The 19,699-nt window shown below is 37.6% G+C and carries 17 protein-coding genes, 1 tRNA gene and 1 pseudogene; 10 read left to right on the top strand and 9 right to left on the bottom strand.

Annotated elements, in window-relative coordinates:
* Both ABFX33_RS18775 and ABFX33_RS18770 read left to right on the top strand, forming a co-directional pair.
* Positions 1 to 1,761: a LamG-like jellyroll fold domain-containing protein gene (locus tag ABFX33_RS18775; RefSeq protein ID WP_346087445.1), complete on the top strand. Its 1,761-nt coding sequence runs from the start codon at positions 1 to 3 to the stop codon at positions 1,759 to 1,761.
* A 548-nt stretch (positions 1,762 to 2,309) separates the two neighbouring features.
* Positions 2,310 to 3,161, top strand: coding sequence for an alpha/beta hydrolase (locus ABFX33_RS18770; RefSeq protein ID WP_346087444.1), 852 nt, complete (start codon positions 2,310 to 2,312; stop codon positions 3,159 to 3,161).
* Positions 3,162 to 3,525: 364 nt separating this feature from the next.
* Here the strand turns inward: ABFX33_RS18770 and ABFX33_RS18765 are convergent, their stop codons facing one another.
* Entirely contained in the window at positions 3,526 to 5,916 is a 2,391-nt protein-coding gene (locus ABFX33_RS18765; protein ID WP_346087443.1) for an ABC transporter permease, read from the bottom strand.
* Positions 5,917 to 6,332: 416 nt separating this feature from the next.
* Between ABFX33_RS18765 and ABFX33_RS18760 the strand changes: the two genes are divergently transcribed.
* The gene (locus ABFX33_RS18760) at positions 6,333 to 7,358 is read left to right on the top strand and encodes a ligand-binding sensor domain-containing protein (RefSeq protein ID WP_346087441.1); all 1,026 of its coding nucleotides are present in this window, start codon (positions 6,333 to 6,335) and stop codon (positions 7,356 to 7,358) included.
* A 402-nt stretch (positions 7,359 to 7,760) separates the two neighbouring features.
* Here the strand turns inward: ABFX33_RS18760 and ABFX33_RS18755 are convergent, their stop codons facing one another.
* Both ABFX33_RS18755 and ABFX33_RS18750 read right to left on the bottom strand, forming a co-directional pair.
* Positions 7,761 to 8,195, bottom strand: coding sequence for a hypothetical protein (locus ABFX33_RS18755; RefSeq protein WP_346087439.1), 435 nt, complete (start codon positions 8,193 to 8,195; stop codon positions 7,761 to 7,763).
* Positions 8,196 to 8,269: 74 nt separating this feature from the next.
* Positions 8,270 to 8,749, bottom strand: a complete 480-nt coding sequence (locus tag ABFX33_RS18750; protein ID WP_257091587.1) for a Crp/Fnr family transcriptional regulator — start codon at positions 8,747 to 8,749, stop codon at positions 8,270 to 8,272.
* Between the two features lie 285 nt (positions 8,750 to 9,034).
* On the opposite strand from ABFX33_RS18750, the gene ABFX33_RS18745 reads away from it, so the two are divergent.
* The 4 genes and pseudogenes from ABFX33_RS18745 (at position 9,035) to ABFX33_RS18730 (ending at position 11,425) form a co-directional block, all read left to right on the top strand.
* On the top strand, positions 9,035 to 9,676 hold the full coding sequence (locus ABFX33_RS18745; protein ID WP_346087437.1) for a GNAT family N-acetyltransferase: 642 nt from the start codon (positions 9,035 to 9,037) through the stop codon (positions 9,674 to 9,676).
* Between the two features lie 228 nt (positions 9,677 to 9,904).
* Positions 9,905 to 10,093, top strand: a pseudogene (locus tag ABFX33_RS18740) (hypothetical protein); the annotation flags it as partial.
* A gap of 269 nt (positions 10,094 to 10,362) precedes the next feature.
* Positions 10,363 to 11,202 carry a class I SAM-dependent methyltransferase gene (locus ABFX33_RS18735; protein WP_346087435.1) on the top strand — a complete coding sequence of 280 codons (840 nt, stop codon included), beginning with the start codon at positions 10,363 to 10,365 and terminating at the stop codon, positions 11,200 to 11,202.
* On the top strand, positions 11,192 to 11,425 hold the full coding sequence (locus ABFX33_RS18730) for a hypothetical protein (RefSeq protein WP_346087433.1): 234 nt from the start codon (positions 11,192 to 11,194) through the stop codon (positions 11,423 to 11,425). The genes ABFX33_RS18735 and ABFX33_RS18730 overlap by 11 nt, the downstream gene beginning before the upstream one ends.
* An 870-nt stretch (positions 11,426 to 12,295) precedes the next feature.
* Here the strand turns inward: ABFX33_RS18730 and ABFX33_RS18725 are convergent.
* Positions 12,296 to 12,610: a winged helix-turn-helix transcriptional regulator gene (locus ABFX33_RS18725; RefSeq protein WP_346087431.1), complete on the bottom strand. Its 315-nt coding sequence runs from the start codon at positions 12,608 to 12,610 to the stop codon at positions 12,296 to 12,298.
* Between the two features lie 122 nt (positions 12,611 to 12,732).
* Here ABFX33_RS18725 and ABFX33_RS18720 point away from each other — a divergent pair, with 122 nt between their 5' ends.
* The 3 genes from ABFX33_RS18720 (at position 12,733) to ABFX33_RS18710 (ending at position 14,794) form a co-directional block, all read left to right on the top strand.
* Entirely contained in the window at positions 12,733 to 13,629 is an 897-nt protein-coding gene (locus ABFX33_RS18720; protein ID WP_346087430.1) for an NAD(P)-dependent oxidoreductase, read from the top strand.
* Between the two features lie 326 nt (positions 13,630 to 13,955).
* Positions 13,956 to 14,462: a DinB family protein gene (locus ABFX33_RS18715; RefSeq protein WP_346087428.1), complete on the top strand. Its 507-nt coding sequence runs from the start codon at positions 13,956 to 13,958 to the stop codon at positions 14,460 to 14,462.
* Complete coding sequence (locus ABFX33_RS18710) at positions 14,459 to 14,794, top strand: hypothetical protein (protein WP_346087427.1); 336 nt, start codon at positions 14,459 to 14,461, stop codon at positions 14,792 to 14,794. The genes ABFX33_RS18715 and ABFX33_RS18710 overlap by 4 nt, the downstream gene beginning before the upstream one ends.
* An 86-nt stretch (positions 14,795 to 14,880) precedes the next feature.
* On the opposite strand, the gene ABFX33_RS18705 is transcribed toward ABFX33_RS18710, so the two are convergent.
* From ABFX33_RS18705 to ABFX33_RS18685, 5 genes are all read right to left on the bottom strand, one after another.
* On the bottom strand, positions 14,881 to 15,123 hold the full coding sequence (locus ABFX33_RS18705; protein ID WP_257091575.1) for a hypothetical protein: 243 nt from the start codon (positions 15,121 to 15,123) through the stop codon (positions 14,881 to 14,883).
* Positions 15,124 to 15,488: 365 nt separating this feature from the next.
* A tRNA-Lys gene (locus tag ABFX33_RS18700) sits at positions 15,489 to 15,564 on the bottom strand.
* 141 nt (positions 15,565 to 15,705) lie between these two features.
* Complete coding sequence (locus tag ABFX33_RS18695) at positions 15,706 to 15,984, bottom strand: hypothetical protein (protein ID WP_257091574.1); 279 nt, start codon at positions 15,982 to 15,984, stop codon at positions 15,706 to 15,708.
* 87 nt (positions 15,985 to 16,071) lie between these two features.
* Positions 16,072 to 18,939: a heavy metal translocating P-type ATPase gene (locus tag ABFX33_RS18690; RefSeq protein WP_346087424.1), complete on the bottom strand. Its 2,868-nt coding sequence runs from the start codon at positions 18,937 to 18,939 to the stop codon at positions 16,072 to 16,074.
* A gap of 265 nt (positions 18,940 to 19,204) precedes the next feature.
* A complete protein-coding gene (locus ABFX33_RS18685; protein WP_346087423.1) occupies positions 19,205 to 19,438 on the bottom strand; it encodes a hypothetical protein in 234 nt (77 codons plus the stop codon).
* Between the last annotated feature and the right edge of the window lie 261 nt (positions 19,439 to 19,699).

Below are 19,699 nucleotides of genomic sequence, written 5' to 3'. Positions count from 1 at the left end.
ATGAAAAGAAACGCAATATGGTATAAAGTAGGATGGGGAGTTTTGCTGATTATGCTAATGATGTCCTGCAAAAAATTTGTAGATCCGGCACTAATCTTTGAAAAGGAGCCTGAGAATACAAAGGTGAAAACCCGGAAAGTATTGATTATAGCTGTAGACGGTCTATCGGGAATAGCGTTGGAAAAATACACGCCTCAACATATCCAAAAATTATTGGAGCACGCTAAATATACCTACGCTGGATTGTCCGATGCCTCAAGCGGAGATGCTTCTACCTGGGCAACATTATTATCCGGAAAATCGTCTGCGAAACATGGCGTATATGGAGACTCATTCGAAGAAGATATCGATGAAGATGACCCACATGGCCACAATTCCTCTGGTCAGGCCACAGGCTATATAACTTTTTTTCAACGTATACTCGAACAGGGCAAACGTATGAGAAGCTTTTCGGCAACTTCTTGGCAAGAATTGGATGATAATGCACTGGATTATGCAGAGACAAGAATTGTGAAAGCAAATGACGAGGAAGTGAAGAAGACTGCAATAGATACACTGAAATCTACATTCACCAATACATCATTTGGGGTTATCAATTTCAGAGGCGTCAATGAAGCGGGGAAAAGCGGTGGATTTTCATTAAGCAATGCTGCATATAAGGCTGCTATTGATAAAATAGACGGCTATATTGGTGAAATAAAAGCTGCAATTGAAGGAAGGTCCGCGTTTGAAAATGAAGATTGGCTAATTGTAGTAACGGCTAACCATGGTGGTCTAGGGCAAGGATATGGTGGCGCTTCACTGGAAGAACGAAAGATCCCTATTATTCTCTATAACCCTAATTTTGTAGGACAGAAAATGGAGGCACCAGCACTGGTAAATTCAATGGAAATTAAAACCAAAGATGCGAATATGCCAACGATCACTGCCGCGAATACGGATATCTATGACATCAAGGATGATAAAGAATATACGATTATGTGTAAAGTGAAAAATAACGTAAAACCTACAGGTGGTAATCACGCTGTAATATTGGGGAGAGTCACTCATGCTTACACGGGTGGTAACGGATGGGCTTTTATGATTGAAGGAGCTAATACAGGTAAGTATCGTTTTTATTTGGCGGATAAAAATGCTTCTAATAATCAATTACAAGTGGTTGGATCGCTAGCAGGGGAGGCCGGAAAATGGGAGACTCTTGCTGTGAAATTATATAAAAAGGACGACGGTAAGCGCTACGCGAAGTTTTACGTAAATGGTGTTGCCGGCGAAGAACGAGATATTACCACTGGTAGAGGAAGTTTTCAGGCGCCAACAGCAAATTTCTTTGTCGGCTCGGGTAATGTATCTTCGGTTGGAACCTTTAACGGTATGGTCAATAATCTGGTTTTTGTCACTAAAGCGTTATCGGATGAGGAAATTCAGTCGTATAACTGTTTGGGGACAGTAGATGAAAGTACTTCTTTTTGGAGTCAAACTGCCGGATTTTGGTCCATGGATGATATTGGACAGCGAACATTTAAGAACAAGGTAGCAACATCGCTGGATACAGACTTCAAGTTTCCTAATGGTAATTACATCTGGAATTTGAATGCGAAGTGGAATTGTCTATCTGAACAGGAAAATGCCAAATTTTTTATAATGAACCAATATGATATCGTGCCACAAATCGCTTATTGGATGGATATCAAACCGCAGGATTCCTGGCTGTTGGATGGTAAGCTTTTCTTGGATAAATATGAAATGGAATTCCTGAAATAATCTTCGATAGGATCTTCATTGTGAAATATTATTTTTAATAGTCTTCCTTGGCGCTTGCGCCGAGGAAGCTTTGTGAAACCCGTGTTTTGAAATCTCCGGACTAGCAAAAATGATCGATTTTAGAACCTTTAATAAAGGCGTATGAAATCAAGGTTTTCTAACCAGTAATGAAGCACAGGAAAAGCAGGCTTGCAGTATACATTAAGTATCGCTCAAGTATTGACTAAGTATCACTTTAGTATTTCATACACGGTACGAAGGAAATACTTCTATTTTGCTTAATACCTAATAAATATATCTCGTTGATGTCTTTGATAAGAAATGTAAGTTTAAATACACAATGATTTTACAGATCCGGTGGGGGAAACACGCTTCCGAAATATGAAAAAACCAATCTTTATGCTTTCAGTGTTGAGGTTTTTATTTAATAATCAGCTGAAGATTTGATGATTATTAAGTTGTTGATAATTATTTGGTTAAGTAATGTTAAATATACGATAATATACAGCGGATCGGGTATTTTTAGGCTAAGCAAAAATAAATACAATATGAAAGGTACTTTCGCTTACTTAATTATTTCGTTTTTTTTGATATTGATGGGTTGTCAGTCGCCAAAAGCTGACTCCGTCGAGAAAGGATCGTTAATAGATTCCTTTAAGATGACCTCTGTTAATGTCAAAGATGATTTCAATATCAAGGTTAGCTTGCCTGAGGGATACGGTACTTCGGGCAATATTTATCCTGTCATATTCCTTTTAGATGCAAATCTGTACTTTGATACATTTGCCCAAGCGCTCCGGGATTATGCAAATGTAGGCCTAGCTCCCCAGGCCGTACTTGTCGGGATCGGCTATAAAGATATTCCTGCAATGGATTCATTGCGGCAGCGCGACTACACTTATCCAATAGCGAAAGCGGAATATGAAATGAGTACAAGCGGCGGTGCGGATCAATTTTTGAGTTTTATTGAGAAGGAACTTTATGGACGGATTTCCAAATCTTATCGAATAGATAGTACAAATGTCGTACTCTACGGACATTCCCTTGGGGGCTATTTTACATTATATTCGTTTTTAAAAGGGGCGAGCGCTCCGGTTAGTAAGATCAATAAATTTATTGCTGCCAGTCCCTCTCTTCATTATAACGATTATTACCTACTCTCTCTGACCAAGCAGTACCAAAAAAAGTCTGCTCATTCCAAGAAAGTTTATATCACTTATGGGGGAATTGAAAACACAGATGACCCAACTGGCTTAAGGCTCGAGGCGATTGCTGATACGCTTTACAAAAATATAGGTCGAGAAAACCTGGTTTTTGATATCTATTCCAATCTCGATCACATGGACACGCAGTTCCCTACATTTTTTAAGGGTTTAGATCTGTTTAATAAGAACGATTGATCTCTGATACTATTAAGCGAAAAAACAATCATTAGAATAGCGTTTTCCTTTCGCAAGTTTTAAGGAACCGTGCTTAAACTGTTTATAATAGGCGCGCAAAAATTGAAATCGATGATCGGCAATAGTCCATAAGCTATGATGAAATTCTAGCCATTACCTGATCTCTTCGTAATTGCATGATAAGACCTTTCGAGGACTTCTCTACCGTTTAAGGCTTTTACGGTGCGCTAATAAGCCAAAAAGAACATAACGCTCCATATATAGTGTTGAATATGCTTCATGATTTCGCTAACTAAATATAGTTATAAATCTACGAATATTTCGTAATAATCAAAAGGATATATTACTCCATAGTTTAGCAAATCTATTCGTCCCTTAAACTATCAACGGGATTAGCCAATGCTGCTTTTATGGACTGGTAGCTAATGGTCGCAAAGGAAATAAGTATAGCTGTAAAACCCGCAATCACAAAATAATACCATTCAATATTGATCCGGTATTCATAATCTTTTAACCAATTGTTCATTACCCACCATGCAATTGGTGAAGCAATGAGAAGAGAAATAATAATCAATTTAATAAAGTCCAAAGAAAGGAGGGAAGTGATTTGAGAAACAGACGCCCCCAATACCTTCCGAACGGCAATTTCTTTCATTTTTGTCTCGGCTATATAGGCAATTAGGGCCAAGAGACCTAGACAAGCAATTAGTATGGTTAACCCGGCAAAGAACATTGCAATTGTACCAACTGCCTGTGTTTCTTTGAATTTACTTTGAAACATCTTATCAATAAAATGGTAAGAATAAGGGTATTCAGGATTATATTTTTTAAAGATTCCTTCAATAGTTTTTAAGTTATCACTGGTGGAACGTGCTGGATTTAATCGATAATGAATCACATCAAACCAGGATTTGGGACCTAAAATGATTGTTGGCTGATTTTTACCAAACGGAGAGTCCATGATAAAATTTTTGATAACACCTACGACGGTCCATTTTGAGTCTACACCCTCAATGGTACTTCCAATTGGATTTTTTAACTTGAGGCTATTGACTGCCGCCTCATCAATCAATACCGCCGAACTATCTGTTGGAAAATTGTAAATATCTATATCCCGACCAGCAACCAGCGTGAAGCCTAAATTTTTAACAGCATCAGCATCCGAACTAAACCAGAGGTAATTGATGCGCTTATCCTCCTCATTTGATGCATTGGAAATAATTCCCTGGCCCGAAGCGTAATAATCTGTAATAGGGGACATGTTTTTTGATATCGAAACAACTGCTTGACTTGCCAATAGATCATTTTTTATGCTTGTATAATTCTTTGCTATATTCCCTTCTATTTCCGTATATAATAAACCATCCCCTAAATATCCTTGATCACGATCCTTTGTATGCTGAATTTGTCTTGATATCACAACAGTCGCAATAATCAGGATTATGGCCAATGTAAATTGAAAGACTACTAAAATGGATCGGATGTTAAATCCTTTACTGTTACCTTTAAATCTACCTTTTAAAGTGCTGATAGGCTTGAAAGCGGAAAGGAAAAATGCGGGATATACAGCGGCTAGAACGCCAGTTAGTAATGAAAATACCAAAAGATAGCACCAAGTCGATACTGTTAAAAATGAAATAGAAAGATTTTTAGAGACCAACGCATTAAAATGGGGAAGGGCTATAATAATTAAGATAATAGCGACAACGACTGCGAAAAAGCTGATCAATATGCCCTCTGTCAGAAATTGAAATACAAGACTCCTCTTGGTAGCACCAATTACCTTTCTTACGCCCACTTCTTTTGCTCTCCTTTCGGATTTCGCAGTGCTCAAATTCATGAAATTTATACAAGCTACCAAGAGAATAAATCCACCGATCCAACCAAACAGTTTAACCAGATCTATACGGCCAGATTTGTAAACACCGCCCTTCCCATTGTTGTATAAATATGAATCTTTGTAAGGGAACGCGAATAGGTCAACAGTACTTTTAGAAACGTTCTTTGTCAATGTTCTATCAGCATTAATATGGTCTCTGGTGAAAGATTTAATTTTTTCGTTAAAATTACCGAGCGATGTCCCTTTTTTTAGAAGTATAAACGTTCTAATCGAATTATTTCCCCAGTTATCGTCGTAAAAGCCAATTTTTTTACCATATTCCCAGGAAATCAACCCCTCAAAGTCGAAGCTTGAGTTTGTTGGAATATCCTTAATCACAGCCTGAACTTTGACTTGATTGACAGAATCTATTTTGACTATCTTTCCAATTGGGTTTTCAGATCCAAACAGATCTTTGGCTTTTTTCTCTGTTAATACGATGGAATTGGGATCTTTTAGCAATCCAGTTTTATCGCCTGATATAAAAGAAAAACTAAACATATCAAATAATCCGGAATCAACGAATGCTAATTGGGATTTTAATTTTTTGTCGCCATAGGTGGTTAAAAATAAGTGGAAATTGCTGTATCTCGAATAAGATTCTATATCTGGAAAGCTTTCTTTCAATGATGGTCCTAGGATTTTTGGTGTAGCTGGCCAGGCATATTTATCGCCCTTATTTTCATCTCTATTGTTAATAACATACAAGCGATCAATTTTTTCATGATATCGATCCATCGTCAGCATATTTTGCAACCATAGCATAATCATCAATGCACCAGCCATCCCAATGGCCAGTCCAACGATATTGATTGTCGTAAAACCTTTGTTCTTTCTAAGACTACGGAATGCTATTTTTAAATAATTAGTTATCATAATGATCTGAGTCGTTAAACTGAGTTACACGAATTTAAGTTGTCGATATCCAAACCTCTTGCCATTGATTTAAATATTTTGTATTCAGGTTGTTGTGTTTGTTGTTGTGTTTTAAATATGTTCAATTGCGGACAGGTTTTGTCCGAAACCGAACATCGTTGCCGCTGGTGAGGAGGCTCTAAACGGAAAGCGAAAGGACTACAGCGATACCTACCAGTTACGATATATTTACAAAGTTTACATTTTTATTTACCTTCCCAATTCCCCCACTGAAAGATTCCAAAGTAAATTTGCTACATCAAATGGATGTGAACAATAAAAATATGTTAGAGTTTGCTGAACAATGAAAAGGACAACTGCATGGAGGGTGATAAGAACTTCGCAGCTATTACGCTATTAAGTCAAATAAATAAATTATGAAACAGGCACACGTATATGTATTGCTCTTGGTTTTTAACATCTCCTGTGGACAGAACCAGACAAAGACAGGACAAGATAATATTAGTAAAGGACACTACTCTGAGTCTCAATTTAGAGAGGCAGTTGCCTCCAAGGTGCCTATGAGTATGGTTCGGAATGTAAAGAAAGATCGGGACGGAAATATTTTGATCGCTTCTTACTTAGGTGTCTTTCGGTACGATGGAATATCTTTTACCAATCTAACAAGTGAAATAATTTCGCCTAGATTCGCTAGCTTCTGGGATGTTCTGGAAGATCGAAAAGGAAATCTTTGGTTTGGCACTAAGGATTCAGGTGTTTATTATTACAATGGTAAATCCTATCTGCATTTTACAACAAAGGATGGACTTGGCAGTAATTCAGCGCTTCATATTTATGAAGATAAAGCCGGTAATATTTGGTTTGGAACCAAAGGTGGTGCAAGTCGTTATGATGGGAGGTCCTTTCGGAATTTTACAACGAAAGACGGACTGCCCAATAATGATATTAATGCGATCATGGAAGACAAAAATGGCAAATTATGGTTTGGAACAAGAGGTGAGGCCTGCTATTATGACGGAAAGAAATTTACCGTTTTCAAAAATAAGGACGGTAAACCTTTTTACAACGTTTGGTCAATAATTGAAGATAAAAAGGAAAATATTTGGTTCGGCGACGCTGATGGCCTTTGGCGTTACAATGGCAAAACCTCTACTAAGGTATCACAACGGGGGGCATATGCTATAGTCGAAGATAAAAAGGGGAATATCTGGACTACAGGTGAAATAAATCCGAAAGTCTGGGCACTTTCACGTTATGATGTAAAATCCCTGTACAATCAAGTGCCCAGGGTAACCGAAATTAAGTCGGGAGGAAGAATGGATTTTTTGGGTATATTGGAGGCTAACGATGGAAGCATTTGGTTTGGATCTGGATCTGCGGTGCATCGTTATGACGGAAAGACTATCACGAACTTTAAAGGCAATGGCGGGCAGAAAAACTAACCCGGAACTGTTATTTCCAGTCTTCTCTTCAATGTTTAATACCGTCTATTCGGATATTCTTGTCACTTCGCTTGGGACAACACACTACTTAGCTTGCTATTTCTTTGCCGTTTGAAGCCTATTTTATTGCCGTTATACCAAAGAAACAGCAAAGCAATACCAAAGCAGAAGCAAGCTAGGACCCTAGAAAGACCGAAGAAATGGCCTAGAAACGGCCTAGAATAAGCAATAAATAACCAAAGGATCACCAATAAATAACCAAAGGATCACCAATAAATAACCAAAGGATCACCAATAAATAAGCAAAGAAATAGCAACAAATAACCAAAGGATAAGCAAAGAAATACTGCTGTTTTATTCTGGAATTGCTCCACTTCGCTTTATTTTCAAAGTCGACATTCGTTATTTATTCTCATTGAATAACTTTAATCTTTCAATTCCGTTCAAAATACCACCTTTAATCATATTTCCGTATCCATCGTCAGCTAATCTGTCAGTGAACGAAAGTGCTAATTGATAATTTTTACTCGCACGCTCAATATCGCCTAAATCTTCATAAAATTTACCAATATTCAAATAAAGTGAGGGGTAAGCTCCGCTAACCGTATCGTCATTTATTTTCAAGGCTAAATTTAACGCTGTCTCATCCCATTTCAATTTATCCGCAATACTTTTTTGATGCCTTGCCACATAATGAGATGCGATAAATCTTTCAAAATCCTTTGTTGCTTCGTGCCAAGCCTGCATAAATAGTTTACTTGCCTCTTCTGGTCTGCCCTCAATGTCCATACCTTGAGTACAAAGTTTAATAACGTGGTTATTTGGGTCAAAATGCATATAATTTAGTCTAAAATGTGTACAAGCAAAATTAAAGCATGAAAACTTTAGATACTTTGATATAAGTCAAAAAATTATCTCGATTTAAGTCTGCTCAATGTTTCTTGAGTAATGTCAAGATAGGACGCAAGGATTTTATTTGAGAGTCGTTGAATATACATTGGTTCTTCACGCATTAGCCTGTCGTAGCGTTGTTTAGCTGAAAGCGTTATGCGATTTTCTATCTTCTTATTTTGATGTAAATAAGCCATTTCTAAAAACTTTCTGTAAAAATTTTCCCATAAGGGGATATCTGACACCAACTGATAAAAATCTTTATTACTTATTGCATACAGTTCAGAATTTTCGAGCGTTTCGACAAATTCAGACGAGCTTTTTTGCGAAATAATACAACCGCTATGTACAAAATATAACTCTTTACAAGTTTCTCCCTCTGAAAGTAATAGGGTATTATTTTTTACAGTCTTTGTTCTGAAGCATCCACTTATTTGGTCGATTTGTTTATCGGTGATGTCCGTATTGTTTTTAAGATAATATTTTAGTTTTCCTGTCATACTAATTATTGTTGTGTTATCTGTTTAGCAATTACGGATAGCAATTTTGGGCTTGACATCCGAATGGATTTTTACCATATATCTAAAAAAAGAGCTGATAACTCAAAGTTAAAAAAACTTTGGTATGAAGAACAAAATCCGCATTCCTCCAACCACGACTAGCTGTAAAGTTGCTAAATTGTCTTTTTTTATTTAATCACACTATCCAGTTCATTTTTTGTTGTTGAAAACATCGAGCATGGCTGGAAATCGTTATCTTTCGATGTTATTTATTAAGGTAAAAAAATGGCAAATAGTGTTTCTTCAGATATTTTAGAGAAGTGGCTTAATGCTTGGTCATTATCACGAGAATTGCCGCTACCGACTAAGTTTAAATCTGGCTATAAAGTTGACGTTGGTTATGAGAAACAAAAGGCTCGCTATGTGTTTAGAGAGTTTAATAATGACTTTATTAAACTTTCAGAGACTATAAATGAAACTTGGGTTTTTTTGAAAGTTTGTGTTTCTCCTAAAGAAATCAAAAATAAGCTATCTGAAAAATGGGTAATTCAACCACAGGGATATATGATGTCTTGTATCTCTCCGATGAATATTCCAAATAAACGCCTACCCGACGGTTACGAGATAGAATTTGATGGCTATAATTCAACAACAGTTGTTAAAATTGTGACTAAAGATGGGGAGTTGGCTTCCATAGGTCGGCTTGTTATTGTAGATGATTTGGCTGTCTATGATAGAATTTCAACAGAAGAAAATCATAAAAGAAAAGGTCTCGCTACTTTTTTGATTAAGGAGCTTGAACAAATTGCTTTATCGAAAAACGTTCACAGAAATTTCTTGGTAGCAACAGAACAAGGAAAATTGTTATATCAATCTTTGGGGTGGAAAATTTGTAGTCTTTATACTTCAGTGGTTATTCCTTTTTAATGCATGTGGAGTATAAAGTAAAAAAATCGCTTATAATTATTTTTTAGATGACGAACCCAACCGACCCTTCTTTCGAATCCTAATGCGGTTTAAACAAGAAAAGCTAATCGCAAGATTAGCTTTTCTTTTGGTGATCCTATTTGTACGAAACTCGAACTTTTTTTGGAATATTTATGATCATTGAACCAATTTAAAAGACTGTCTATATGAGCATAAGTTGGATATAGAGAAACCAAAGCCTATAAGGATATACCGAACATATTATCCTTTGCCGATGAAAACGGCAACGACAATATGAAGCAGGTCGTTGAAGCCAATTACAGGCAGGTCAAGGCGGATGTTGTGCATATTGTAGAAAGCGAGAGGGAACGGATTAAGAACGACCCCGATTTACAGCATTTGATACAACAGGAGTGAATTAGTGCCAATTCACCGTTGAGAATTAATCCAAATTTTCTATCTTTGTGGTCTGCTATACTATATCTAACATATTATCTGGTCTTACTCGAAAGACAACTCTAAAAACAGAGTGATTAATGCATTGAAATCTTTTGGTTTTTAATGCACAGATAATCCTATCGACTTATTTCTTAATCTTAAACAAAACAAACGATTATCAAATCGATTGCATGATCACTTTTGCGGTGTATTCAACATTTCAAAATGTGGTGACACGATGAATAAAAATGAATAGTAAACAGTTAATAAGTAGAGATATAGAGCTATTTTACAATAGAGCATCCGAAGAAACTCGACTTGACAAAGGAATGGGCGTATTTGAATTTGAAAGAATTAAATCACTCGTAGAAAAATATATACCAACTTCATCTTCAAAAATAATAGACATTGGTGGTGGTACGGGAAAGTATTCGGAATGGCTTGCTAAAAAAGGACATCAAGTTCATTTGGTAGAGCCAGTTGCAAAACATATACAAATAGCCCAAAACAGGGCGAATAGATTAAAGAACAGGTTTTCTGTACATTTAGGAGAAGCTCGAAAATTGGAATTTCCAGATAATTATGCAGACCTAATAATACTGCATGGCCCTCTTTATCATCTTCAAAAAAAGGAGGATAGAGATTTAGCCATCTGCGAAGCTAAACGTATTTTAAAAAATAATGGAATTATTTTGGGGTTTGCCATTAACTATACGGCATCAACATTGGTTGGTCTTTTAAGCGGCTTAATTCATAAAAAACCATTTTTTGAAATGTGCAAAGAAGAATTAACAAGGGGTATACATAATCCACCTCATGATTTCCCTTGGCTTTTAGCTGAAGCATTTTATCATAATCCCGAACAGCTAAAAGATGAATTTATAAATCAAGACTTAACCTATCTAAATACTTATGCGGTTGAGGGTATGGCATGGTTAGATAAAGAATACTTTGTCAATATGCTGAATGACAAAAAACGAAGAACATTAATGGAACTTATTCAAGTTACTGAAAACGACAGCTATCTTTTACCCTTTAGTCCACACATGATGATAGCGGTGCAAAAAAAGTATAATTATGGAAAATAAAGCAAAATATTACAAAGCATTAATAGAAAATGACGGTCAACTCAATGAAATTGACCTCGGAGAAAAAATAGGACTTAACGAAGATGAAACAAACGAAATAATTGTACAGCTTCTATCTGAACATAAAATTGAATATGCAGAAAACAGAGCGTGTAATTACAGTCTAATGAAAAGGGTAAGAAAGAAAAATAAATTCAGTATCAACTCATACCTGTCAGAATAACAGTAAGTTACAAGGTGAAAAAAATAGGACAAGTCTTTCTTTTTTAGACTTGTCCCAAGAGGTGATCCCGCTGGGATTGGCTCAGTCCCTCAGCTCCCGCGCGCCTTCCTGAGCCTCCAATGGATCGAACCCCGCCGACTCTTCTTTTGAATCCTAATACGGTTTAAACAAGAAAAGCTAATCTTGCGATTAGCTTTTCTTTTGGTGATCCCGCTGGGGTTCGAACCTAGTCCGAATCCCAGCGATTAACAATATTTTGAAGGGCTTCTGTTATCGGACTCCCCGAATAACACACCTTTTTCTAATACATTTTGTCTGAAAATGCTATAATTGAATATATTATATATTTGGCTGAAAACAAATTTTATTGTCAAACATTTTTATAAATTCTAAACAGTCTATTCAAACTTCATTTTATAGATGATGTAATGTTCAAGCCAAAATTTTTCCCCCAGTTTTCAATATCATTACCATTTTTTTGTACTTAACAGTACATTTTGATATTATCTTTTTCGTAATGTGGTATGTAAGCAAAAATTGGAAAAGGCTGCAACAGGTTCTATAAACTCGATGAGTCTCCGAGAAAAACTACGTCAAAGAAAAATATGGTGAATGTGGAAATCCTCTTTATAAAAATCTTCCCCAGGTTACGGAGTCTCCTAATGTACGATCGATAGACCTGACCCGTGCAGAATCTGAATTTGAAAAAAATGGAAAATAATCTTGATAAATAGATTTAGGTACTACCTGATACATCTAATATCAATTTGTTATGAGACTTGATGACCTTATTGAATTAAGGCTGCTGCACATTTTGGCTTGACAAGAAGAGGTTATAAAAATCTTATCGGGACTATTTGGTACAGAACATCACTTGTTTTTCATTTTCTTTCTGTGTTTGGCACCAAAATCAAATAAAGCTTCAAAGACAGGTATTGTTTCGTATGCATATTCGGTAAGTGAATAAGAAACAGTGATGGGTTTGGTGTTATTTACGGTTCTTGTAACAAGAAGATTTTGTTCTAATTCCTGAAGATCTTTAGACAGCACCTTTGACGAGATACCAACAAGCGCTTCCTGCAAATCTTTGAACCGTTTTGTACCAAAAGAAAGACTTTGTAAGATTAAAAGTTTCCACTTGCCGCCAAGTAGCTCAATGGCATCTCTCATTTCCAATGTTGCCATTTTACAGGATCTATCTATAGTACAGTCAATTTCTTTTTTCATTAAAAAAATCAGTTACTTACCTTGAGGTAATTGATAGTAAAAATAATGTAATTATCAAATAGATTTGCTATAAAAAAGCGATGAAAATAAGTAATACAGATTCTAATGAAAAAAAAGTAACCGTTTTCGGGTTAGGCTTAATGGGGTCAGGCATTGCGCGTGCATTTATTGCTAATGGGTACTCCGTAACCGTCTGGAACAGGGATGTGACAAAAGCTGCTTCGCTATTGTCCCGAGGCGCTGTACTGGCAAAAGATCCCAATGAAGCAATTGTAGCAAGTCCTTTGCTGGTAATATGTGTATCAGACTACAAAGTAACCCATAAAATATTCAGCAGTGCCGATGTAACTTTACTGAAAGACCGAACCATCATACAATTAAGCTCCGGAACGCCTAAAGAAGCAAGGAGTTTTGACGGATGGATACAGAAACTCGGTGGCAGTGCACTGAACGGTGATATCCTTGCTTGGCCAGCACAAATAGGCAGCAGTGAAGCTACGATCACCATTTCGGGGAGCAAATCAGTATTTGAAAAGTCGGCAGCAGCGTTAAAAGCGCTTGGGGGAACAGTAGAATTTGTAGGTGAGGAATCCGGTGCATCAGCCGTGATGTTCTCCGCTACAATGGCTTATTTGGCAGGTAGTTGGATTGGGTTCACTCACGGTGCACTCATTATGGAAAGTGAAGGGATGCGCGCCGATACCTTTGGGAACCTTGCTGCAGGTATGTCGTCGCTATTGGCAGCCGATTCGATCCATATGGGTGAAGCGATACAACAGGGCAAATTTGGCGATCCTGAAAGTACCATCCACACCACGGCACTTGACCTGCACCTGTTGGTACAGCATTCAAAAGAGGCTGGTATTAGTGCTATGCTGCCAACATTTGCAGCCAATTTGTTCCAGCTGGCAGTGGATGCAGGATATGGAAAGGAAAAACACGCGGCAATTATTAAAGTGCTACGTCATCCAGAATGATTCGCGGGACAATCAGACTTTTTTTAATCTGACAAACGATAGCATTCGGATTTATTTTTATTGCGATAACCATTGATGCTATTCTTGTCATATGGCAATAGGTGATTTTGTTAATTAATATAAATTTGAATGACTTAAATCCTTAGGTATGTTAATTCAGGTTATTTTTATATGAATGGCTTTCCCGAGTATAATATTGTTCCAACCTGGAATAGGCATGAGAAAGGAGCCTCTTATTTTTTTTGCTATGGCAAATTATCATTGGCATAGCTTCATATTTGGGGGGGCAAATACGATATTGTTTCTCAAAGTAAATTAAATAAAATATGCAAGAGACCACATTTGAAGAATTTCATAAAACAGCGTTAAGATTATTAAATATTCTAAACGCTTTAACGGAAGAACAAATAAACTTTCAACCAGAGGAAGGCTGGTCAGCTGGTCAGTTTGGAGACCATTTGTTGAAATCTTACGCATTCGTTAGAACATTGAACGGAGAGACAAGAAAAACGGAACGACCTATTGATCAAAAATTGGAACCTGTTAAATTAATGTTCGCTGATGATTCAATTAAAATGGACGCCCCAAAAGCTATTGTACCCACTAATGAAAAAACAAATAAAGTAGAAATAATTAGTGGTTTAGAAAAAAAGATAGCGCAAATAGAAAAAGTCATACAAACGAAAGATCTATCTTTAACTTGTGTTGATTTTTCAATTCCTGAATATGGTGAATTCACACGGTTCGAATGGATATGGTTTAATATTTATCACACGCATAGACACATTCGCCAATTAGAGGATATGTTGAGGACAAATAATATAAAAAAATGAAAACACGCGTAATTATACAGGCATATTTTTCTTGCTACGAGAAAAGCGACAGAAACACTTTGGAAAATCTTATCGATGATAGACTTGAATTCAGCAGTCCACACGACGAGAAGCTAGACAAAGTAACATATTTTGAGAAATGTTGGGGGTTTAACAAAAAGGTGGATCGGTATGAAATATTGAAATTCGTTGAAAATAATGATGAAGCATTTATAAGCTATCGGGCAATCACTTACGACAATCATCAATTTGAAAATGCGGAATATTTTCAAATTCAAGGAGCAAAAATTATTAAAATCAAGGTGTATTATGGAAATTTACCTAGTAAATAAATATTGCCAACGCAGATGACTAAAGAAGAAATGTATTGGAAAAAAATGCGTTATTCAGTTTATTTTCCGATACTCTCAAGGTTACCCTAAATATCGGAACGATAAGGATTGGTCCGCGGATGTATTGCCACTACTTTTAAGATAACAGTAAAAAGGGATAAAAGGTACAGCATAGAAGTCTTTAAGTCTTGTGTTTTGCCATTTTTCCCTTGATAAAAATTGACCGTTAATCCCTTAAATTTGGGTATAACCAACTGTAAACGCTTATGAGCATCAATTATTTCAGCCCGCGTGATCGTTTTTACTTTGGACGTGGATGGTCTGGACATTGGTAATCCTATAAATTGGTACAGGGATCACTTTCTAAAGCACCTCTTCAAAAAGCTATTTGCCCTCCTAGGGCATTGGCTCGAGGGATTCTACGGCCATCACCTTGCATATTACCTTGAAAAGCATCCACAAGAAGAAGAACGTATCTTTTTCAATTCCTACATATTTAAACGTTAAAAAACGGTTAACGCTTTAACCAATTATCATTGTCAATCACTCTTCGTGTTGTCCAAAATTAAGCCATTCGAATGGACACCAGATAATATGATTTAATATGACTTTAAATGAATTGAATATTAGTGCAGAAATGCTGAAAAGATATGCTTTAAACAAGAAAAGCTAATCTTGCGATTAGCTTTTCTTTTGGTGATCCCGCTGGGATTCGAACCCAGGACCCATACATTAAAAGTGTATTGCTCTACCAGCTGAGCTACGGAATCTTACTTCTTTGTTTTTGAACTATCGTTCCTTGTTTGAAGTGATGCAAAGATAGGGTTAATCTCTATTCCTCGCAACTATTTATGTGATAAAAATGCCTTTAATGTGTTTAAACCTTCATTTTTAGCTATTTATTTTTACCACTAAGACAAAAAATCGCGATCTTCATCGGATAATGTAGACTTAGGGGCCCGATTGTCGTCTTCTGATTGATCAAATGCCGCCGTGTTTTCCTGCTGTTTCGTCTTTTTACCGCTTTTTAGGAGAAAGGCAAAGAGTACTCCCATTGCGAAAAATGTCAATAGGAGTTTCCATAATGCTACTTTGCTCTCCACAAAAAGATCAATATTGATTGTTTGCGGGTTTTTGACACAAACTAGCGTTACGATAACCGATAGAAGTATTAAAAGTATATTACGCATAATTAATAATGATAAATATATGTCATTAAGAATAGCGAATATAGTTAATTATCTATTTTCGTTGCTATCAAGCGCCTTTCTTTTTGTTTACTTCTTATCTACCTCTATTGTTGCACGGTTTAAGCGTAGTGAGTTTAAAATCACCGAAACGGAACTAAAGCTCATTGCAGCAGCAGCTATCATTGGTGATAACAGGATGCCAAAGCTCGGATATAGGAGTCCTGCAGCCAAGGGAATGCCCAAAATATTATAGATAAAAGCAAAGCCTAAATTTTCTTTAATGTTTCGGAGAAGTTTCTTACTCAATATTTTGGCTTTAGCGATGCCTAATAGGTCTCCTTGTAGCAGGGTCAGAGACGCACTTTGTATCGCTACATCTGTTCCTGTTCCCATAGCGATGCCAATATCGGCTTGCGCAAGGGCAGGAGCATCGTTAATACCATCACCAGCCATTGCTACAATATGTCCTTGTTCCTGAAGCTTATGTATTTCCTGTAATTTATCCTTCGGTAATGCATTTGCTTTGAAATGTTTGATCCCGACCTGTCCGGCGACGGATTTTGCTGTGTGTGCATTGTCTCCAGTAAGCATAATTACATCTACATCATGCTGAAGCAGGTAGTGGATGGCCTGTTTGGAAGAGGTCTTGATCTGATCGGAGATGCTAAAGTAGCCAAGTAAATCACTTCCTTTCGCGAGATAGGAAACGGTTTTGCCATTGGATTGGGCTGACTCGACAGCTTTTCGTATTTCGTCTGGGATGATCACCTGCATGGATTCCATCAACAATTGATTACCGAGGGCAACCAATTGGCCGTTAATATGCCCCTTGATACCTTGTCCGGCAACGTTTTCGAAATCTTCAACCTGTTGTTCTATTTTATTTCCTTCCTTTTTTGCCCGATCAATAATAGCCTGCCCGAGTGGATGGGTGCTGTTGCTGTTGAGAGCGGCGGCTAAGGATAATATTTCGTTGATACTGCTCTTAGCAGTGGGTTGAATGTCATCAACGGTGGGTTTGCCTTCAGTGATTGTTCCCGTCTTGTCTGTTAATACAACATCAACCTTGTTCATTTTTTCTAATGCACTAGCATCTTTGATCAAAATACCATTTTTGGCTCCCTTGCCGACACCGACCATGACGGACATCGGAGTTGCCAGACCAAGCGCACAAGGACAAGCAACAATAAGCACTGCCAATGCATTGGCAAAGCCATAAGCCAATGATGGCGCAGGACCCCAGATCCACCAAGCGAAGAATGTCAACAATGCGATAACGATCACAATTGGAACAAATATTTCAGATACTTTATCTGTGAGACGTTGGATTGGAGCTTTACTTCTGCTGGCATCATTGACCATCTGAATGATCTGAGCCAATAAGGTGTCTGAACCAATACGTTCTGCTTTCATGAGAAAACTTCGTTCACCGTTGATGGTTCCGGAACTGACCTTGTCACCTTCCTGCTTTTCGACAGGTAGAGGTTCGCCTGTCAGCATGGATTCATCAATGCTCGTCGTACCATTTGTAATCTGTCCATCGACAGGGATTTTATCTCCGGGTTTTACTTTCAGCGTATCACCGATCTTAATCTGATCGACCCCAATTTTTACGTCGATACCATTTTCGACCCGGGTAGCGTCAGAGGGGCTGAGTTTAATGAGCTCTTTGATTGCTGAATTGGTTTTGGAATGGGCTTTTGCTTCCATCACCTGTCCAAGGAGAACCAATGTTAGGATAACAGTAACGGACTCAAAATATAATGCGATATATCCGTGATGATTTTTTAGGTCGGCTGGAAATAACTGTGGGAAAAAAAGGCCAATAATACTATATACAAACCCCGCGCCAGCGCCAAGGGCAATCAAACTAAACATATTCAGACGCCAGGTTTTAAAAGAAATCCAACCGCGTTGGAAAAAGGACCAACAGGTATAGAAGACCACCGGCAGGGATAGAAATAATTGTATCCAGCCTGACCAATCCGTTGGAATTACTTTTCCGATCGGATTACCGGGAAGCATTTCTCCCATGGATAGTATAAATATCGGAACTGTAAACAGGATGGATAGCCACAGTTTCATCCGGAGATCTCTATAGGTCCTATCATCGTCGGTATCATTTCCTCCAGCGATAGGGACAAGATCCATACCACAGATCGGGCAGCTTCCAGGATGATCCTGAACAATTTCGGGGTGCATCGGACAGCTGTATTGTGTGCTTTTGGTTAATTCGGGGACTTTCTCCAAGTTCATCCCACAAACTGGACAGTTGCCCGGTTTATCATAGAGCTTGTCGCCCTCACAATGCATGGGACAGTAGTATTTTCCCGCTGAACTCGCTTTCCGTTGATTGGGTTTTGCAGCGGCAGAATGGTCATTATGGGCTTGTTTATGCTGGTTATAATCGTGACCATGTTGTACCGATTCATGTTGGTGATGGTCATGATCCTGTGCTTCAGATTGATGTTGTTGTCCAGCATGATTATGTTCCTGCATAATGGATTCATGCTGCTGTTCTATCTTTGTCTGTGTGACAACCGTTGGAGTTTGGTCTGCGCTGTGCCTATGATCAGGATGATGATGTTTGTTTTCATTATTTTGCATCGGTACAAGGTACATCCCACAAACTGGACAGCGTCCCGGTTGATCGTAGGTTTTATCACCTTCGCAGTGCATAGGGCAATAGTACTTGCTTGACGCAGATAGCTTTGGTTGTTCCGTATTTAGGATTTCTTGTACAGGTTTATTCAGTTCGCCAATATGATAATTACCTAATTTAGCGAGGGTCTCCTGGAGTTGTTCTGTCGGAATTTCTATTGCAGATTCTATTGTCAGTAGCGGTGGCTCTAGCGTAACTTTAGCCCGAACTTCAGGAAGCTGATTGATAGCATTCTCAATTGTTGTTCTACACCCGTCACAGGACATGCCTGAAAGTTTATATTGGTATTGCATAGCATTTTGTTGTACAATAAATTTAAGGGTTATTGCTTGGGTAATGTTATACTTTTACACTGTTTATTTGTAATATTTCAAAGCGTATATCCGTCCTTTCGGAAAGAAAATCAACCTGTTGGATAAACGATGATCTCGATACCACACCTAAAATAAACAAACAAAGTGGGCTATTTGTTTAGCGTGATAATACCCAACGAAACAGGAGCGGCGACGGGGAGGATAGGGAGTGAGCTCAGCTGTATTGGGGGCCAAAAGTCGGCTTTTAGGAAAGCAGCATGGCTTCTGGATGCTTCATTAAGCTCTGGACAGTTAGTTTGCCTGCTAACAATGCTTCGTGAAAAGGTGCTGGAACCATTATTTTAAAGGTTTTACGCGCTGTTTTAACGAAAAAAAGTGCACCATGGCTGACCTGCTTTTCGTCAATAATCAGCGTATGTTGCGTAACAAGTTGGCTGCCTAGTTTTTCCTTTTCAACGAGCTGTATAAGTTGTTGCATTGTATCAATCTTTTTTGCCAAAATTACCAAATACTTATCATTTTTTAGTTTTTTTTTATTTGGCAATATTTAGAAGATATCTACTTCTGGCTGAGCTTTGTTATCTTTTTGTAGTTGATAATCGTTTTAGCAAATGAAAGTTTTCAAGGAAATGCGCAATCGATTGCGCATTTCGTCTGCTAAAGTTTAGCTGAACAGGGGGTTGACTTTGCTAAAATATGTTTTACTTTTTTAGCTTTGTGCAACAAATATCCAATAAAA

Source organism: Sphingobacterium ginsenosidimutans (assembly GCF_039536865.1).
Classification (GTDB): Bacteria; Bacteroidota; Bacteroidia; order Sphingobacteriales; family Sphingobacteriaceae; genus Sphingobacterium; species Sphingobacterium detergens.
The sequence above is the reverse complement of the archived record's forward strand: the minus strand, read 5'-3'. Positions and strand labels throughout refer to the sequence as shown.

Coding starts and splice junctions, on each gene's coding strand:
- ABFX33_RS18775 (WP_346087445.1), top strand. CDS start 1: ATGAAAAGAAACGCAATATGGTATAAAGTAGGATGGGGAGTTTTGCTG.
- ABFX33_RS18770 (WP_346087444.1), top strand. CDS start 2,310: ATGAAAGGTACTTTCGCTTACTTAATTATTTCGTTTTTTTTGATATTG.
- ABFX33_RS18765 (WP_346087443.1), bottom strand. CDS start 5,916: ATGATAACTAATTATTTAAAAATAGCATTCCGTAGTCTTAGAAAGAAC.
- ABFX33_RS18760 (WP_346087441.1), top strand. CDS start 6,333: ATGAAACAGGCACACGTATATGTATTGCTCTTGGTTTTTAACATCTCC.
- ABFX33_RS18755 (WP_346087439.1), bottom strand. CDS start 8,195: ATGCATTTTGACCCAAATAACCACGTTATTAAACTTTGTACTCAAGGT.
- ABFX33_RS18750 (WP_257091587.1), bottom strand. CDS start 8,749: ATGACAGGAAAACTAAAATATTATCTTAAAAACAATACGGACATCACC.
- ABFX33_RS18745 (WP_346087437.1), top strand. CDS start 9,035: ATGGCAAATAGTGTTTCTTCAGATATTTTAGAGAAGTGGCTTAATGCT.
- ABFX33_RS18735 (WP_346087435.1), top strand. CDS start 10,363: ATGAATAGTAAACAGTTAATAAGTAGAGATATAGAGCTATTTTACAAT.
- ABFX33_RS18730 (WP_346087433.1), top strand. CDS start 11,192: ATGGAAAATAAAGCAAAATATTACAAAGCATTAATAGAAAATGACGGT.
- ABFX33_RS18725 (WP_346087431.1), bottom strand. CDS start 12,610: ATGGCAACATTGGAAATGAGAGATGCCATTGAGCTACTTGGCGGCAAG.
- ABFX33_RS18720 (WP_346087430.1), top strand. CDS start 12,733: ATGAAAATAAGTAATACAGATTCTAATGAAAAAAAAGTAACCGTTTTC.
- ABFX33_RS18715 (WP_346087428.1), top strand. CDS start 13,956: ATGCAAGAGACCACATTTGAAGAATTTCATAAAACAGCGTTAAGATTA.
- ABFX33_RS18710 (WP_346087427.1), top strand. CDS start 14,459: ATGAAAACACGCGTAATTATACAGGCATATTTTTCTTGCTACGAGAAA.
- ABFX33_RS18705 (WP_257091575.1), bottom strand. CDS start 15,123: ATGTCCAGACCATCCACGTCCAAAGTAAAAACGATCACGCGGGCTGAA.
- ABFX33_RS18695 (WP_257091574.1), bottom strand. CDS start 15,984: ATGCGTAATATACTTTTAATACTTCTATCGGTTATCGTAACGCTAGTT.
- ABFX33_RS18690 (WP_346087424.1), bottom strand. CDS start 18,939: ATGCAATACCAATATAAACTTTCAGGCATGTCCTGTGACGGGTGTAGA.
- ABFX33_RS18685 (WP_346087423.1), bottom strand. CDS start 19,438: ATGCAACAACTTATACAGCTCGTTGAAAAGGAAAAACTAGGCAGCCAA.